17 protein-coding genes and 1 pseudogene are annotated in these 14,486 nt (G+C 71.8%); 1 reads left to right on the top strand and 17 read right to left on the bottom strand.

Features of this window, described 5'->3' with window-relative positions:
* Window positions 1–70: 70 nt before the first annotated feature.
* The 17 genes and pseudogenes from B9S61_RS07800 to B9S61_RS07880 all read right to left on the bottom strand — a co-directional run bounded on the left by B9S61_RS07800 (window position 71) and on the right by B9S61_RS07880 (window position 13,449).
* Window positions 71–628, bottom strand: coding sequence for a TetR/AcrR family transcriptional regulator (locus B9S61_RS07800; protein ID WP_103541581.1), 558 nt, complete (start codon window positions 626–628; stop codon window positions 71–73).
* 90 nt (window positions 629–718) lie between these two features.
* Window positions 719–1,558 (bottom strand): RNA polymerase sigma factor WhiG, encoded by an 840-nt coding sequence (gene whiG / locus B9S61_RS07805; RefSeq protein ID WP_103541582.1) that lies wholly within the window; start codon window positions 1,556–1,558, stop codon window positions 719–721.
* A 273-nt stretch (window positions 1,559–1,831) separates the two neighbouring features.
* Window positions 1,832–3,037 carry a DNA-processing protein DprA gene (gene dprA, locus B9S61_RS07810; protein WP_181007289.1) on the bottom strand — a complete coding sequence of 402 codons (1,206 nt, stop codon included), beginning with the start codon at window positions 3,035–3,037 and terminating at the stop codon, window positions 1,832–1,834.
* Between the two features lie 206 nt (window positions 3,038–3,243).
* Entirely contained in the window at window positions 3,244–4,869 is a 1,626-nt protein-coding gene (locus tag B9S61_RS07815; RefSeq protein WP_103541584.1) for a YifB family Mg chelatase-like AAA ATPase, read from the bottom strand.
* A 1-nt stretch (window position 4,870) separates the two neighbouring features.
* Window positions 4,871–5,272 (bottom strand): YraN family protein, encoded by a 402-nt coding sequence (locus B9S61_RS07820; protein ID WP_103541585.1) that lies wholly within the window; start codon window positions 5,270–5,272, stop codon window positions 4,871–4,873.
* 126 nt (window positions 5,273–5,398) lie between these two features.
* Window positions 5,399–5,707: a DUF2469 domain-containing protein gene (locus tag B9S61_RS07825; protein ID WP_003965949.1), complete on the bottom strand. Its 309-nt coding sequence runs from the start codon at window positions 5,705–5,707 to the stop codon at window positions 5,399–5,401.
* Between the two features lie 53 nt (window positions 5,708–5,760).
* Window positions 5,761–6,291: an NUDIX hydrolase gene (locus B9S61_RS07830; RefSeq protein WP_103541586.1), complete on the bottom strand. Its 531-nt coding sequence runs from the start codon at window positions 6,289–6,291 to the stop codon at window positions 5,761–5,763.
* Window positions 6,281–7,057, bottom strand: coding sequence for a signal peptidase I (lepB, locus tag B9S61_RS07835; RefSeq protein WP_103541587.1), 777 nt, complete (start codon window positions 7,055–7,057; stop codon window positions 6,281–6,283). The genes B9S61_RS07830 and lepB (B9S61_RS07835) overlap by 11 nt, the downstream gene beginning before the upstream one ends.
* 33 nt (window positions 7,058–7,090) lie before the next feature.
* Entirely contained in the window at window positions 7,091–8,080 is a 990-nt protein-coding gene (gene lepB / locus B9S61_RS42175) for a signal peptidase I (RefSeq protein ID WP_258039590.1), read from the bottom strand.
* A pseudogene (gene lepB / locus B9S61_RS07845) lies at window positions 7,974–9,060 on the bottom strand (signal peptidase I); the annotation flags it as partial. The pseudogene lepB (B9S61_RS07845) and the gene lepB (B9S61_RS42175), both read right to left, overlap by 107 nt.
* Window positions 9,053–9,787 carry a signal peptidase I gene (gene lepB / locus B9S61_RS07850; RefSeq protein WP_103541589.1) on the bottom strand — a complete coding sequence of 245 codons (735 nt, stop codon included), beginning with the start codon at window positions 9,785–9,787 and terminating at the stop codon, window positions 9,053–9,055. The pseudogene lepB (B9S61_RS07845) and the gene lepB (B9S61_RS07850), both read right to left, overlap by 8 nt.
* A 45-nt stretch (window positions 9,788–9,832) precedes the next feature.
* Window positions 9,833–10,183: a 50S ribosomal protein L19 gene (gene rplS, locus B9S61_RS07855; protein ID WP_103541590.1), complete on the bottom strand. Its 351-nt coding sequence runs from the start codon at window positions 10,181–10,183 to the stop codon at window positions 9,833–9,835.
* Window positions 10,184–10,315: 132 nt separating this feature from the next.
* Entirely contained in the window at window positions 10,316–11,149 is an 834-nt protein-coding gene (trmD, locus tag B9S61_RS07860; RefSeq protein ID WP_103541591.1) for a tRNA (guanosine(37)-N1)-methyltransferase TrmD, read from the bottom strand.
* Window positions 11,150–11,710, bottom strand: a complete 561-nt coding sequence (gene rimM, locus B9S61_RS07865) for a ribosome maturation factor RimM (protein WP_103541592.1) — start codon at window positions 11,708–11,710, stop codon at window positions 11,150–11,152.
* Between the two features lie 110 nt (window positions 11,711–11,820).
* Window positions 11,821–12,060 (bottom strand): RNA-binding protein, encoded by a 240-nt coding sequence (locus B9S61_RS07870; protein WP_055597159.1) that lies wholly within the window; start codon window positions 12,058–12,060, stop codon window positions 11,821–11,823.
* Between the two features lie 2 nt (window positions 12,061–12,062).
* Window positions 12,063–12,482 (bottom strand): 30S ribosomal protein S16, encoded by a 420-nt coding sequence (gene rpsP / locus B9S61_RS07875; RefSeq protein WP_103541593.1) that lies wholly within the window; start codon window positions 12,480–12,482, stop codon window positions 12,063–12,065.
* Between the two features lie 370 nt (window positions 12,483–12,852).
* Complete coding sequence (locus B9S61_RS07880) at window positions 12,853–13,449, bottom strand: hypothetical protein (RefSeq protein WP_103541594.1); 597 nt, start codon at window positions 13,447–13,449, stop codon at window positions 12,853–12,855.
* A gap of 554 nt (window positions 13,450–14,003) precedes the next feature.
* On the opposite strand from B9S61_RS07880, the gene B9S61_RS07885 reads away from it, so the two are divergent.
* Window positions 14,004–14,486, top strand: a 483-nt coding sequence (locus tag B9S61_RS07885; RefSeq protein WP_146064750.1) for a methyltransferase domain-containing protein, incomplete at its 3' end; no start/stop codon positions are given.

Here is a 14,486-nt window from a genome sequence, read left to right on the forward strand (position 1 = left end):
AGCGATGCGGCCGGTTCCGCCGGGCGGTGGTGTCCTGTTCCGCCGGCAGGGCGCCGGCTGCCCGCCGCCGTCAGCCGCGGACACCCCTGAGGGCCATGGAGACCGCTGCTTCCGTGATCGTGTCGGGATGTTCCGCCGCGCCCAGTTCGATGCGGCGCACGGCGGCGTCGACCACGCCCTGGAGCAGCATGGCCGCCAGGCGCGGCTCGGTGTGGCCCAGCTCGGCGAGGGCTTCGACGATCATCGCGATGAGGCCGCCGTGTGCGGCGCGGATCTTCTCCCGGGCGCCGGCGTCCAGTTCGCTCGCGGAGATCGCGACGACGGCGCGGTGCCGCCGGTCCCCGACCAGTTCCAGCTGCTTGCGGACATAGGCCTCGATCTTGTCCCCGGCCCCTCCGGCGTCCTCCATCGCGGCTTCGACCTCGGCCGCCCAGACCGGGAAGTCGACCTCGCACAGCTCCTCGACGACAGCCGCGCGCGAGCGGAAGTACTCGTACACGGATGATCGCGCGAGGCCGGTGCGCTCGGCGAGGGCCGGGAAGGTCAGCGCCTCCGTACCGCCGTCGGACAGCAGGGAGCGTGCCGCGTCCAGCAGGGCGGCTCGCTGCATCGACCGGTGCTCGGCCACGGAGGCCGCTCGAATCCTTGGCACGTCGACCACTTTACGGACGCCCCGCCCCTGGCGGCCAGAGGATGGGCCCGCTCCGCCCGGAACGGCTCAGCGGCCGAAGCTCGCCAGTTTGGCGCGCAGCTGGAGCACGGACTTGGTGTGGATCTGGCTGACCCGGCTCTCGGTCACGCCCAGCACGTTGCCGATCTCGGCGAGCGTCAGGCCCTCGTAGTAGTACAGCGTGACCACGGTCTTCTCCCGCTCGGGCAGCGTGTTGATGGCCCGTGCGAGGAATCTGCGCAGCTCCCGCTCCTCGGCCACCTTCACCGGGTTGTCGGCGGCGGTGTCCTCCAGGGTGTCCATGAAGCTCAACTGGTCGCCGCCGTCCCCGGCGTGCAGAAGCTCCTCGAGGGCGACCACGTTCGCCAGCGACAACTGGCTGAAAACCGCGTGCAGCTCGGCCACGGTGATACCCATCTCACCGGCGACCTCGCTCTCCGACGGCGTGCGCCGCAGCCGCGCTTCCAGCGTGGCGTAGGCACGCTCGACGTTGCGCGCCTTCTGCCGTACCGAGCGTGGGATCCAGTCCAGCGCCCGCAGCTCGTCGATCATCGCGCCCCGGATGCGGGTGATCGCGTATGTCTCGAACTTGATCTCCCGGTCGACGTCGAACTTCTCGATCGCGTCGATCAGCCCGAAGACCCCGGAGGAGACGAAGTCCGCCTGCTCGACGTTGGGCGGCAGCCCGACACTGACCCGGCCGGCGACGTACTTCACCAGCGGCGAGTAGTGCAGGATCAGCTGCTCCCGCAGTCGTTCGTCCCCCGTCGCCTTGTACGACCGCCACAGCTCCTCGAGCGTCGAGGGAGCGGGCGGCCGCACGCTGCCACCGTCGCGGGCGGCTGGGGGGATCGCCGCCCGGTCGGACCCGGAGGTGTGCTGGGGCATTCGTCGCCTAGTGCCGTTCTGCCGTGGGCTGGTGCTGGCCGGATTCGCTGTCTGTCCGATGTCGCGTTTGCCTGTCCGTGTCGGGATCCTCGTGAGCGTAGCGTGACTGTGGCGTCGCGGTGTGCGAAGAAGCGAGGTAGGACCGTGCGCAGATACGTTCCGGATACCGTCCCACCGGGGCATGACCGTCGCTCTGCGTGATTGCCCGGGTGACCCGACTGGCGTATTTTCCATGCAGCGTCAGGGTTCCCCCGGACGGCCGAACACGCTCCGTCAGCGGGTGTCGGGGACGTCCCGGACCGGCGTCCTCGCCTGGCGCGTCAACTTCCAGCCGTCGCCGTGTCGTTCGACGTAGCCAAGTGCTCGTAGTTCGTACAGTCTCGCGATCGCGTCGTCCGGTGTGGTCTGCGCGACGAGCGCGATCTCCTCCGGACGGGCCGTGGCGCGCGCCGGGAGGGCGTCGAGGATCCGGCGGCCGGCCGGAGCGAGGAGGTCCCGGGGCAGCACCGGTCCCCGGCGCTCCGGCGCGAGCTCTCCCATGTCGCCGACCAGTTCGACGACCTCGGCGGCATCGGTGACCAGGACCGCGTCCTGGCGCAGCAGTTCGTGCACCCCGGTGGAGAGCCCGCTGGTGGCCGGACCCGGGACCCCCATGGTGTGCCGTCGCAGGCGCCGCGCCGCCCGGGCGGTCACCAGGGAGCCGCTGCGATGGGCGGCCTCGACGACGACCGTGCCCCTGGTGAGCGCGGCGATCACCCTGTTGCGGAGGATGAACCTGCTCGGTGTCGGGTGATCGCCCGGCGGCAACTCGCCGATGACCAGCCCTTGTTCGGCGATCCTGCCGATGAGTCCGGCGTGTCCGCGCGGGTAGGGCCGGTCGACTCCGCAGGCGAGGACGGCGACGGTGGCGCCGCCTGCGCCCAGCGCCCCGCGGTGGGCGGCGCCGTCGACCCCGTAGGCGCCGCCGGAGACCACGACCCAGCCGCCCTCGGCCAGGCCGGCCGCGAGCGTGGCGGCCATGTGGGCGCCGTACTCGGTGCAGGCGCGGGCGCCCACGACCGCGACCGAGCGCAGCGCCCACATCCGCAGGTTCGCGCTGCCACGCACCCACAGTCCGAGTGGCCTCGCGTCTCCCAGGTCATCGAGTTGTCCGGGCCATTCGGCGGCCCCCGGGCACACGAACCGCACCCCGGCGTCCCGGGCGACGGCGAGATCCCTGCGCGGATCGGCCCGCTCGGCCCGGGCCAGCAGCCCGGCCCACCGCTTCCCGCTCACCCCGGGCAGCGGTTCTCCGCCTTCCCGCAGCCGTCGCACCAGCGCCTCCACCCCGAGTTCGCGCACCCAGCGTCCACCGGTCCCGTCACCCGGCTCGAGGACCCGGGTGAGGAAGGCCCGGCCGAGCCGCGTCTCCTCCTCACGGCGGGCCTCCGCGCCGACCCCCGATCCACTTCCGCAGCCGGTCCCCGCGCGGGTCCCCAAGGCGGTTCCGGAGCCGTTCCCCACCTCGGTCCTGGAGCCGGCCCCGGATCCAGGGTGCACACCGGCCCCCACCCCCGCCCCCGGATCTGCGCCCGAGCCAGTCCCCTCGCCGGCTCCCGACCCGGTCCCGGGGCACGTCCCCCGGGCGGCCTCGGATCCGGCCTCCGAGCCGGTACCGGATCCGGCCGCCGAGCCGGTCCCGGCGCTCATACCGCCGCCCCGATGGCCATGGGTACCCCTCGTGGGACACCGGTGCGCAGTTGCAGGGCGAGGGCGACGTCGGTGGCGTCGGGCCGGTCGTGTCCGGACAGATCGGCGACGGTCCAGGCGACCCGCAGGACGCGGTCGAGTCCCCGGGCGCTGAGCGCGCCCCGTTCGAGGCTCCGTTCCGCGTCGTCCATGGCGCCGGGGGCGGCCTGCCAGCGACTGCGCAGTTCCCGCCCCGGTACCTCGCTGTTGGTGCGCCACGGAGTGCCGGCGAGCCGGGCCGCCGCACGTTCCCGGGCCGTGCGCACCCGGTCGGCGACCCTCGCGGTGGCCTCGCCACGGGCACCGCTCGCCGTCAGTTCGCGGCGGGTGACGCGGTCGGCCTCGACCCGCAGGTCGACCCGGTCGAGCAGCGGTCCGGACAGCCGGGCCTGGTAGCGGCGGATCGCCGCGGGCGGGCAGTCGCAGTGGTCGTTCGTCTGCGAGAAGCGCCCGCAGGGACATGGGTTGGCGGCGAGCACCATCAGGAAGCGCGCCGGGAAGCGCACGACCCCGACACTGCGCGCGATGATCACGTGCCCGGCCTCCAGCGGCTGGCGCAGCGCGTCCAGGGCCTTTCCGCTGAATTCGGGTGTTTCGTCGAGGAAGAGCACACCCCGGTGCGAGAGGGACACCGCTCCCGGCCGGGCCGTCCCGGGGCCGCCGCCGACCAGTGCCTGCATCGTGGCCGAGTGGTGCGGGGCGCAGTAGGGGGCCGTGTCGATCAGGGGTTTGCCCGGTGGCAGCAGGCCCGCCACCGAGTGCACGGCCGTCACTTCGAGGGACGCCTGCCGGTCCAGTGGTGGCAGGATCGACGGCAGCCGCTCCGCGAGCATGGTCTTGCCGGCGCCGGGTGGCCCCTCCAGGAAGAGGTGGTGTGCGCCCGCCGCGGCCACCTCCACCGCCGTCCGCGCCGAGTGCTGGCCGACGACGTCCGCGAGGTCGTGGCCCTGGTCGTGCTGTGCCGCGCCGAAGCCGTGGATCCCGGTGGCCGCTCCGGTGCCGGGGACGCGCAGCCCCGCCAGCAGCGGGTCGGGCCGCTCCGGGTCCTCGGGCTGCTCCTCCGGCACCGGTTCGTCGGTGAGTACCGCGATCAGCTGGCGCAGGCTGCGGATGCCCAGCACGGACACGCCCGGCACCAGCGAGGCCTCGGCGGCGGCGCACTCCGGCACCACCACCTGCTCGTATCCCGCGTCGGCCGCGGCCAGCACCGCGGGCAGGATGCCGCGGACCGGCCGCACCCGGCCGTCCAGCCCGAGCTCGCCGATCATCACGAGGTCGGCGAGCACCCGTGGATCGATCCGTTCGGCGGCGCCGAGCACGGAACACGCGACGGCGAGGTCGAAGCCGCTGCCGGACTTCGGTACCGATGCCGGGCTGAGTCCCACGGTGAGTTTCTTCTGCGGCCATTCCCCGCCGGAGTTCACCACGGCCGCCCTGACCCGGTCCCGGCTCTCCGTCAGGCTCTTGTCCGGCAGTCCCACCAGCGTGAATGCCGCGACTCCCGGCTCCAGGTCGGCCTGGACCTCCACGACCACACCCTCGACGCCCACCAGGGTCACCGAGCAGGTTCGGGCGAATCCCATGTCAGGCCACCCCCCGGACGTGCTCGACCGCGGGTGCGCCGCGGGCCGGCAGCAGTACGCCGACCAGGTCGATGCGGACTCCGCCGGGCGGGGCTCCGCCGTGTTCCTGGAGCCAGCGCTCGGCGAGGCTCCGCAGCCGGGCCGCCTTGGCCGGCGTGACCGCCTCCATGGGGTGCTGGAAGGACCCTGTCCTGCGGGTCTTCACCTCACAGACGACCAGGGCGTCGCCGTCCCTGGCCACGATGTCGATCTCGCCGGTCCTGCCGCAGCGCCAGTTGCGCTCCAGGACCGTCATCCCCGCCTGTGTCAGCCGCCGTGCGGCCAGCGCCTCGCCGTACCTGCCGAGTGCGCTGCGTGCCCGTTGTGCGTTCATGTCGGCACCACCTCCGGCGCCCAACGTCACGCATCCCGCCCCATGAAGTGGATCTTGGTGCACAGGTCAGCGGTTGTGGACAACTCCATCACCCGTACGAGCGTCGCCCGCCACCACCCACCACCGCGCAAGCCCGGCCCACGGCTGCCCGGCCGGTCACCCGCCGGGGAGCTCCAGATCGCTCTTGTTGAGCTCCTCGATGTTCACGTCCTTGAACGTGAGCACCCGCACCTGCTTCACGAACCTGGCGGGCCGGTACATGTCCCACACCCAGGCGTCCGCCATCGACACCTCGAAGAACACCTCGCCCTGGACCGAGTGCACCTGCATCTCGTAATCGTTGGTCAGATAGAAGCGCCGCTCGGTCTCGATCACGTATTTGAACAGACCGACGACATCTCGGTACTCCCGGTAGAGCTTCAGCTCCATCTCGGTCTCGTACTTCTCGAGGTCCTCGGCGCTCATGGCATGTTCCCCTTCAGCCGTGCGATCCCCCCATTGTGCGCCTGCCGCGTGGATCACCGGACGATTTCGGTGTCCAGGGTCACGGGGCGGGCGGGGGGACCCTCGTCGAGCAGTGTCCGCAGCAGGCCGGCGAGTCTGGTCGGGTACACCGTCTCACGTGCCCCGGTGAGTTCCGGGCACGTCCACCAGCGCGCTCCGGCGACGCTGCGCCGCTCCAGCTCGGTCAGCGCCGTGGCGGCCGCGGTCACCGTCCGGGTGGTGCGGGCGAGGTAGTACCACTCGTCCTGGTCCCAGCGGCGCCCGGCGAAGGGAAAGGAGCACCTGCGCCGCCACAGCACCGGGCCCAGGTCGACATCCGTGATGCCTGTCTCCTCGGCGAGTTCGCGCAGCGCGGCCTGCTCGCGGGTCTCCTCGCCCTCGACACCGCCGCCGGGCGTGAACCACCAGTCGTCGGCGGGGTCGTCGGGTTCGTGGCCGTGCAGCAGAAGGATGCGGTCCTGCGGGTCGAGCAGCACGACCCGGGCGACTCTGCGCAGTCCGCCCTCGTGGAGACCTCCGGCCGCCGGCACCGGCTCAGCGGACACCGGCGCCTCCCCCGTTCGCCCGCGCCCGGGACGCCCCCGCCCGCTGGGCGAGGGGGCCGTAGGCGGCCCCGCCGAGGACGAGGACGGCCCCGCCGATCACCGCGGCGACGACGGTCCCGAACGGGCCGGGCGAGGAGAGCGCGCCGAGCTTCTCGAAGCCTGCGGGCGCCTGCAGAGAGCCATCCATGGGCCAGACGACGGCGTCGACCCGGGCCTGGACCGCGCCGCGGGAGACGGTGCCGCGGGCGGCGTCGGTGAGGTGGGCGGTGGAGTCCAGCGACGCGGAGCGCTCGTCACCGAGCAGGAACAGACGCCCCTTCGGCACGGTCACCTCGGGAAAGTCGGCGAACCCGGTCACCGTGTCCTCGGCGAGGTACGGTTCGTCGATCTCCTCGCCGTTGACCGTCAGCCTGCCGTCCCGGCAGCAGGAGACCTTGTCGCCGCCGACGGCGACCACCCGCTTCACCATGGGTGCGTTCGACCACGTCTCGTCCGTGAAGACGACGACGTCGCCACGGCGGACCTCGCCGCCGTCGATGCGCTCGGCCAGCACCCGGTCACCGGCTCCGATGGTCGGCGCCATGGAGGTGGTGGGCACGGTGTACGGCCGGTACACCACCGCTCCCCAGACGAATCCCCCGAGGAAGAGCACCAGGCCCAGGGCCACGGCCAGGTTGGACAGCGCCCGGCCGGTCCGGCCGGGCGCCCGGCCACTGCCCGGACCGCCTGTGCCGGGGACGGTGCGTGTCGTGCTCTGACCACTCATGGGCCGCACCCTACCCGGCAGTACCGGAAGCGGTCAGCCCTCTTGCCGGCCCGCTCCGTCGCCGTACCGCCGGCGCCGCCACAGCACCAGCGGCACCGCGCCCGCGAGCGCCAGACCCTGCGGCGCGACCGACAGGGCCCCGGCGGGCGACGCGGCGTCCAGGCCGGGCTGGTCGAAGGTGTCCGGGACGGGCAGGTTGGTCCAGCGGTTGACCGGCCAGGCGATGACGACGGCGCGGCCGACGACCTTGTCCACGGGGACGAAGCCGTCGTTGGAGTCGGCCTGGTTGTACCGCGAGTCCCGGGAGTTCTGACGGTGGTCGCCCATGACCCAGATGTGGGCCTCGGGGACCTTGACCTTGAACTGGCCGCCCTGGTCGTCCTGGCTGCACGGGGTGTTGCCGGGATACACGTACGACGACTCGTTCAGCGCCATGCCGTTGACCTTCAGCGGGCCGGTGCCCTTGCACTCGATCGTGTCACCGCCGACGCCGATGACCCGCTTGATCAGGTCCTTCTCCTCCGCGGAGGGCATCAGGCCGATCCAGCTGAGGACCTTCTGCAGCGGGTTCGGATCGGGCGTCGGCTCGCCCGCCAGCCAGTTGTCGGGGTCGTGGAAGACGACGACCTCGCCGCGCTCGGGCTCGGAGCCGAACCAGGGGGTGAGCTTGTCGACCAGGACCCGGTCACCCTGCTGGAGGGTGTTCTGCATCGAGTCCGAGGGAATGGAGAACGCCTGCAGCAGGAACGTCTTGATCAGCAGCGCCAGTACCAGCGCGATGCCGATCAGGATGGGCAGTTCCTTCCAGAAGGAGCGGGGCTGCTTCGCCCGCGGGGAGCCGTCGCCCGCATCTCCTCGGTCGGTCGGGGGTTGCTGCCCGTCCCCGGAGCCCTCGCCACCCGCCGAGGAGTGTCCCCCGGCGGTCACGGAGTCGTCCGCCGCCGGATAGGCCGCCTCCGCGGGACGCCCGCGGTGCTCCTCGCCCTCGCGTCCGGACCGTGCGCCAACCGCCGCATCCCCCACACCCAACTCCTCACTGTCCGCCGCCGCCCGCGCCATGCCCGGCGCAGGCCCACTACTCCCATAACGAGCGGGAGTTCCGCAGGGCTCGGGAGCTGGACCAACCCATGGGGATCGTCCGGGGCAACCCTATGCGACGGCGGCGCGGCGGCGGTCGAACCCGGCGCGGAGTCCGACACGGAGGCGTAGGTCGTGGGTTCCTCCAGAGTGCTCCAGCGACCGAACGGCCAGGCGATGACCACGGCCCGGCCCACCACCTCCTCCTCGGAGACGGTGCCGCCGTAGTCGGTGTCCTGGTGGTAGCGGGAGTCGGCGGAGTTCGACCGGTGGTCGCCCATCACCCACAGCCGCCCCTCGGGCACGGTGATGTCGAAGGGCGTCTTGGACGGGGCGTTGCCGGGGTAGAGGTAGTCCTCGTTCAGCGGCACGCCGTTGACCGTGACCCTGCCTTGTCTGTCGCAGCACTGGACCCGGTCGCCGCCCACGCCGACCACCCGCTTGATGAGGTCCTTGTCGTTCTCCGACGGCAGCAGTCCGATGAAGGTGAGCCCTTCCTTGATCTGCTTGATCCCGACCGGGTCCTCCTCCTTCGGGGTGGTCCGCTCGTCCAGGAGCCAGCCGCCGGGATCCTTGAAGACGACGACGTCGCCCCGCTGCGGCTCGGACCCGAACCACGGCGTGAGCTTGTCCACCAGGACCCGGTCGCCGATCTGGATCGTCTGCTCCATGGAGCCGGACGGGATGACGAAGGCCTGGACGAGGAACGTCTTCAGTACCAGTGCGATCAGGACCGCCACACCGATGAGGAGGGGGATCTCCTTCACGGCGCCCCGCCTGCGGCGCCGCTTGACCTTGCGCTGGAGCTTGCGGCGTTCGGCCCGGCTGCGTCCCGGAGACCCGGCGGTCGCGCGGCGGGAGCCGGTGGGCAGCAGGTTCTCCGCGGCGCTCTCCGGGACACCGCGGGGTTTGCCGCGGTTACCCATGGCCGCCCTCCGCCGGACGGGCCGCCTCCGGTGCGGGCACGCGATCGTAGGCGCCGGGCCGCTGCAGCCGGGTGGTCCGGCCGAAGGGCCAGACGATCCCGTCGGCGCGGCCGATCACCTTGTCCACGGGGACCATGCCGCCGCCGGGCGAGCCGAGGCGGTCGCGGGAGTCGCTCGAGTTGCCGCGGTGGTCGCCGAGGACGAAAAGCCGCCCGTCCGGCACGACGACGTCGAACGGAACCGTGGAAGGGCTGTCCCCGGGGAGCAGGAAGCGCGATTCGTCGACCGACCGGCCGTTCACCCGGACCCTCCCCTCCCCGTCACAGCAGACCACGTGGTCTCCGCCCACTCCGACGACCCGTTTGATGTAGTCGGCGTCACCGAAATACCCGGTGCCGTCGAACACGATCACGTCGCCCCGGTCGGGCCCGTCGCCGAACCCGTATGCCAACTCGTTTACGAGAACGCGGTCCCCGACCCTCAATCCGGGCTCCATCGATCCACTCGGGATCTCGAACGGCCGCGCGACGAACGTGTTGACGGCCAGCAGAAACAGCAGACAGAGCAACAGAGTCAGGGTAATGCGCCCGCCGGGGAGCCAGTGCGCGATGCGCGGCACCAACGCGGAGCGCGACCGCTCCTCCGGTCCCGGCGTTCCCGAGGTGCTCTCGGGTCCGGCCGTGGAGGAGGAGCGGTCGCGCTCCGTCGGCTGTGCTTCGGTGTCCATCGGGGCCACATGCTATCCGGCCCCGGTGTGACGCCGGTAAAGCGCTCAGTTCTCGCGCTTCTCCTTGATCTTCGCCGCCTTGCCGCGCAGCTCGCGCAGGTAGTACAGCTTGGCGCGGCGGACGTCACCGCGGGTGACGAGCTCGATCTTCTCCACGATCGGGGTGTGCACCGGGAAGGTGCGCTCCACGCCGACGGAGAAGGAGACCTTGCGGACCGTGAAGGTCTCGCGGACGCCGGCACCCTGGCGGCGGATCACCACGCCCTTGAACTGCTGCACACGGGAGCGGTTGCCCTCGATGACGCGCACGTGGACGTTGACGGTGTCGCCGGGACGGAAGGCCGGGACGTCGCCGCGCAGCGACGCGGAGTCGACGGTGTCGAGCAGGTGAGACATTTCGTCTGCTTTCTTCGCTGATGCCGCAGGTCATCAACGGCAACTGGAGTTCCGGATCAGAAGGGTGCGGTACGGGCGGGCGTCGTGTCCCCCTGCGGCAGGGGCGCACGCCGGTCGACGCACAACAGCGGCCTATTGTTCCACGCCGTCGGTCCTGCGCCAAAATCGGCCGTACGGTTCTCCCGCCGGGTCCGGTGCCCAGCCCAGGATGGACAGCATCTCGCGGTCCTTCTTGTCGAAGGCCCCGGGAGCGCAGCGTTCGATGAGGTCGGGCCGGTGGGCCGTGGTACGGCGCAGCGCCTCGTCGCGCCGCCAGCGGGCGATCTTCCCGTGGTGGCCGCTGAGCAGCACGTCCGGGATCTCCCGGTCGCGCCACCGCGGCGGCTTGGTGTAGACGGGGCCCTCCAGCAGGCCGGCCATGGCACCGGGTGCGAAGGAGTCGTCGCGGTGCGATTCGGCGTTGCCGAGGACGCCGGGGAGCAGTCTGGCCACGGCCTCGGTGACGACGAGGACGGCCGCCTCGCCGCCGGCCAGGACGTAGTCGCCGATGGAGACCTCGTACACCGGCATCCGGGTCGCGTACTCGTCGACGACGCGGCGGTCGATGCCCTCGTAGCGGGCCGGGGTGAAGATCAGCCAGGGGCGCTCGGAGAGCCGCACCGCCAGTTCCTGGGTGAAGGGGCGGCCGCTGGGGGTGGGGACGACGAGGGCCGGCTCGCCGGAACCGGTCTCGTATCCGTCCGCCAGGACCGAGTCCAGGGCGTCTCCCCACGGCTCCGTCTTCATGACCATGCCGGGACCGCCGCCGTAAGGGGTGTCGTCGACGGTGTTGTGCCGGTCGTGGGTCCAGGAGCGCAGGTCGTGCACGCGCACGTCCAGTTGCCCGCGCGCGCGGGCCTTGCCGACGAGGGAGACGTTCAGCGGTTCCAGGTACTCGGGGAAGATCGTGACGACGTCGAGCCGCATCTACGCCTCTCCCCCGGCGGCGTCCCGCGTGGAGGCGCTGTCCGCCTCATCGACCTCGTCGATCAGGCCGGGCGGCGGGTCGATGACCGCGCGCTGCTCCTCGAGGTCGATCTCGGTGACGATCTCCTCGACGAAGGGCACGTACACCTCGGTGCCGTCGGGGCGTTCGACCACGAAGAGGTCCTGGGTGGGCAGGTGCGAGATCTCGGTGATCCGGCCGACCTCCTCACCGTCCTTGGTGACGACGTCGAGGTCGATCAGCTGGTGGTCGTAGTACTCGTCCTCGTCCTCGGGCCGTTCGTCCGGGTCGACGTCGGCGATGAGGAGGGTGTTGCGCAGCGCCTCGGCGCCGGTGCGGTCGTGGACGCCCGCGAAGCGCAACAGGAGGCGGCCGCTGTGCACCCGGCCGGTCTCGATGGTGAGCGGACCGGCCGAGGCGGGGTCGGTGGCCAGGACGGCACCGGGCCCGAGCCTCAGCTCCGGTTCGTCGGTGCGGACCTCGACGGTGACCTCGCCCTTGATGCCATGGGCGCGGCCGATGCGAGCGACTACCAGCTGCACTGTGCTTGATCTCCTGTCGGACTGCGGCGAACCCCTCGGGGCCCGGAACGACCACGGGCCGGGGACGGCCCAGTGGCCCTCCCCGGCCCGAGCCGGTGCTGCGTTTGGCGTCAGCGGACGTGGTCCACGTCGACGAGGTCGACACGGACACCGCGGCCGCCGATGGCGCCCACGACGGTACGCAGAGCGCGCGCGGTGCGGCCGTTGCGGCCGATCACCTTGCCGAGGTCGTCCGGGTGGACCCGGACCTCGAGCACGCGCCCGCGGCGCAGGTCACGCGAGGCGACCTGCACATCGTCAGGATGGTCGACGATGCCCTTCACGAGGTGCTCGAGAGCCTCCTCGAGCATGCTCAGGCCTCGGTCGACGCGGACTCGGCGGGAGCCTCGTCCTTCTTCTCAGCCTTCTTCTTCTGGGTGATCGCCTCACCCTTGCCCTCGTCGTCGCCACCGAACGCCTCGAACGACGGACGGGCAGGCTTCTCGGCCCGCTCGAGCAGCGGAGCCGGGGCGGGCTCGCCCTTGAACTTCTGCCAGTCGCCGGTCTTCTTCAGGATGGCGAGCACGGGCTCGGTCGGCTGGGCGCCGACACGGAGCCAGTACGCCACGCGCTCGGCGTCGACCTCCATCACCGACGGGTTGTACGTCGGGTGGTACTTGCCAATCTCCTCGATGGCCCGGCCGTCACGGCGGGTACGGGAGTCGGCGACGACGATGCGGTAGTGAGGCGAACGGATCTTGCCCAGACGCTTCAGCTTGATCTTGACTGCCACGGGAGTGGGTTCTCCTGGATTTGACGTGGGTGGGCACGGCGGAGATGCCGCGTGGGGTTGCGGTACCCGAGTGCCCGACGGACGCGTCAGCCGGAGGAGAGAGGGGTCCTGTGCGACTGTCGAGTACAGCTAGCCATTGTGCCACACCCTGCGGGGCACGCTTGCCGTGGGGGTGTGGCAGGTGGGTACGACCGAGCGGCACCCGGCGTCCCGGTGGGCGTACGGCGGATGCGCTGCCCGGCGCTCAAGAGGTGCCGCTGCGCCCACCCGTGCCGCCCCAGCGGCACGGGTGGGCGCAGTCGGGCGGCACGCTGCCGCTGGGGCGGTACGGGATGACGCCGAGGTCCCGGCACCCACGAGGTGCCGGGGGTCAGCTTGCCGCCACCACTTCCGGGATCTGGAACGGCTTGCCGCAGCCGCCGCAGACGATCGGGGCCTGGGCCAGGACGGAGGGGACGACGCGGACGTTGCGGCCGCAGTCGCAGACGGCCTTGACGCGCACCCCGCCCCCGGAGGAGCCGTGCCGCGCCGCCGGCCCGCGGAAGCTCCGGGCGGTGTCGCCCGCGGTCGCCGCGGTGTGGGCCTTCAGGGCGCGATGGAGGCGTTCGGTGGTCGGACGGTAGCGGCGCTTCGCCTCGGGGGTGAGCGTGACCAGCGAGAATCCGCTGCTGGGATGCGGCTCCTCGGGGTGGTCCAGGCCCAGCTCCTCGGCGATCGCGAGGAATCTGCGGTTGTGGTAGCGGCCGGCTCGGGATGTGTCGCGTACGCCGCGCGCGGCGGCGACGCCGTGGACTGCTTCGTGCAGCAGTCGCTCGAAGGAGAGCTCGTGACCGCACGCGGACGACGACTCCCCGATCAGGGACTCGGGCGCGGCAAGATCGGGCAGCTCGGGGTGGTACCGCTGAATGTCGGCCCACGCCTGTGCCAGCTCTGCGGCGAGAACAGGTGGTGTCTGTGTCGTGCTCACGTAATGACAACGAGCGCGGGTGCCTCTGTGTTCCGATTCCGGGGCATCCCAAATAATTTGCACGTACCCGTCAGTTGCCACTGATGCGTCCTGACGAGGGCGGGTGTGCTGATCTGCGGAGAAGTCTCGCAGCTCATCTCAAGATGGTGCGTAGGCTGACGTACGCCCATCCGCCGCGCGTGAGGTCCCCGGATGCGCAAGGGGCGTTTCGGCCGCTCTTCGGGCAACCGGGCGTCGGGGCGACCGGCTCACCGGAACCGCCACGATCGCGACGCTACTCCCTCCCCCCGGCACACCGCGCACCGCCCCGCCCCCGTCGGCCCGGGCCGGAACCGGCGCACGGACGCATCCGCCGTGGCGGACCGCACGCCCACGGATTACCGGAACGTGAATTCTTGCCACTGACATGAGCGAGTACCAAGCCACCGCCGCATTCCACTGGACGACACGTCGGGGGCGGAGTTTCCTGGCATACGGGGGGTGTGCGGGCGCACTGCACGGGGGCCAGGGAATCGGGCACCGCGGCAACTCTCGGCTGATTGGGGCGCTTACCTATGACACCTACGCTCGTGCGGCAGCACCCGCCTCGCCCGGGGGCCGCCCCCCGTGTCGACCCGCGTGCACGCGCGCGTGACTGGTCCGAGATCCAGGAGCGGATGCTCGTACCGCTCTACGAGGCCGTCTACGAGCGACTGGACGTGGGTCCGGCCACACGGCTTCTCGGCCTCGGCTGCGGCTCCGGCCTGGCCCTGCTCATGGCGGCCGCGCGGGGAGCCGCGGTCACCGGTGTCGACACCGCCGACGACCGGCTGGCCCTCGCACGCGAACGGCTGCTGCCCGGTGAACGGGACGCACCCGCCCGGATCGTGCACGGCTCACCGGTGGACACGGCGCGCGCGGACCCGCCCGCGTACACCGTCGTGACCGCCTTCGAGCCGATCGGCTGCCTCGCGGGGGACGCGGAGGGGCTGGTCGGGCTGCTCACCGAGGCGGTACCGCTCGCCGGGCGCGGAGCGGCCGTGGTGCTGGCCGGCTGG

Origin of the sequence: Streptomyces sp. SM1, assembly GCF_002910825.1 — a bacterium.
In the GTDB taxonomy this organism is placed as follows: Bacteria; Actinomycetota; Actinomycetes; order Streptomycetales; family Streptomycetaceae; genus Streptomyces; species Streptomyces okerensis.